Here is a 1,708-nt window from a genome sequence, read left to right as displayed (position 1 = left end):
TAGGGTTTCCTTGAGTATTCGTAACCCACATATAATCAACTGATAAAGTAGAATATTTTTTGTTGAAAAACCCCGAAAAAGGCCCGTTTGGGCTTGTTTCCGGGGTTTTAGTTGTGTATTTTGAAGCTACGAAACTCAAATACAATGAAAGATACTCCACAACTCCGCATTTTCCAAGACTTTCAGGAATATACCCCAAAATGGTACGTTTTCAAGAATTTATTTTTGGGAAAACTCCACGACACCATGCCCTGGGAGGAACTGGCAGCCTGTCTCCCCCCCGAAAACCAGGGGCCCGGCGCACCCAAGTGGTTTGACGCAAAGGGGATGTTCGCCCTGATGTTCCTCAAGTCCTATTTTGACCTCAGCGACGAAAAACTGGTTGAGCGTTTCAACACCGACTGGGGCATACAGCTTTTCTGCGGCAAGCTCCTGAAGGAAAACCAGCTGGTAAGGGATTCGGGCATCGTCGGTAGGATACGGGCATACGTGGCCGAACATGCCGACTGGCAGAAGGTACAGGAGGTACTCCTGAATTCCTGGAAGGGGGACATTGACAACACCCACGTGCTCTTCATGGACGCCTCCTGTTATGAAAGCTATATCCGTTTCCCCACGGACGTGAAACTGCTCTGGGAATGCTGCCAATGGGTGTTCGAGAAGCAACTGTTCAAGATCTGCAAGAAGACCGGGACCAAAAGACCCCGATCCAAATACCACGAACAAAAAAAGAGACAGCTGGGCTATGCAAGGAAGCGCAAGAAAACCTTCAAAGAGACCCTGAAAAGAAAGAAATCGCTGATATACCTGCTGGAAAAGGGTCTCGGGCAGTTGCAGGAAGTCATTTCGGAACTCAAAGGGGCAGGGCTGGCCGCCGAGGAATTCGGCTACCTGCGGACGGTCAAAACCGTGCTTTCCCAGCAGACCTTCCTGCTGGGCCATCCGGCGAAAGAGCTGAAAAACAGGATCGTCTCCCTTCCCAGACCCTATGTGAGGCCCATTGTCCGGGGAAAGGAAAACAAACGGGTGGAGTTCGGCATGAAGGTCCACATGCTCCAGGTGGACGGGATATCGTTCCTGGACACGATGGACTTCAACAACTTCAACGAGTGTACCCGGCTCCGGATATCGGTACTGAAGCACAAGAAGGTTTTTGGCCAGGCCCTGCAGCTGGGCGCGGACAGGATCTACGCCACCAACAGCAACCGGAGATATTGCACGGAAAGGAAAATATTCACCTGCTTTCCCAAAAAAGGCCCCAAGGGGTATTCAGAGGCTGAAAAGATACTGAGCGGTGAAATATCAAGGCAACGGTCCACGGTAATGGAAGGCGTGTTCGGGGACCACAAAAACCACTATGGGCTGAGGAAAGTAAGGGTCAAGGGAGAAAAGAAGGAACAGTTGATGGTGTTTTTCGCCACCATGACGGCCAACGCCGTGAAGATTGCCAAGCGAAGGGAGAAAAAAGAATCCCCCCCGCTACTGGATAGGGCAGCTTGACAAACCCGGAAGCGCTGGAAACGCCTTTCAGGGGACAGGTATGCCCGAACCCTAAAAAAGCCAACCCAAAAACCAAAACGCTTAACGAATTGTACTTTTCCCATGTCAAATTGACTTGGTATGAAGCAACAAAAACACGGAAAAAAGAGAGAAAGGGTCAAAATAATCCCTTAAATATTTAGGTAGAGCAATTTTCAAGGAAACCCTA

At 49.7% G+C, this 1,708-nt stretch carries 2 protein-coding genes; one reads left to right on the top strand and one right to left on the bottom strand.

Going from position 1 to position 1,708, the window contains the following annotated elements:
* Nucleotides 1–199: hypothetical protein (locus DB520_RS27430; protein WP_232835166.1), on the bottom strand; the 199-nt coding region annotated here is incomplete at its 3' end.
* A gap of 47 nt (nt 200–246) precedes the next feature.
* On the opposite strand from DB520_RS27430, the gene DB520_RS26200 reads away from it, so the two are divergent.
* Complete coding sequence (locus tag DB520_RS26200) at nt 247–1,500, top strand: transposase (RefSeq protein ID WP_232835165.1); 1,254 nt, start codon at nt 247–249, stop codon at nt 1,498–1,500.
* The last annotated feature ends 208 nt before the right edge of the window (nt 1,501–1,708 follow it).

This window comes from Pleomorphovibrio marinus (assembly GCF_003347495.1).
Taxonomy (GTDB): domain Bacteria; phylum Bacteroidota; class Bacteroidia; order Cytophagales; family Cyclobacteriaceae; genus Pleomorphovibrio; species Pleomorphovibrio marinus.
The sequence above is the reverse complement of the archived record's forward strand: the minus strand, read 5'-3'. Positions and strand labels throughout refer to the sequence as shown.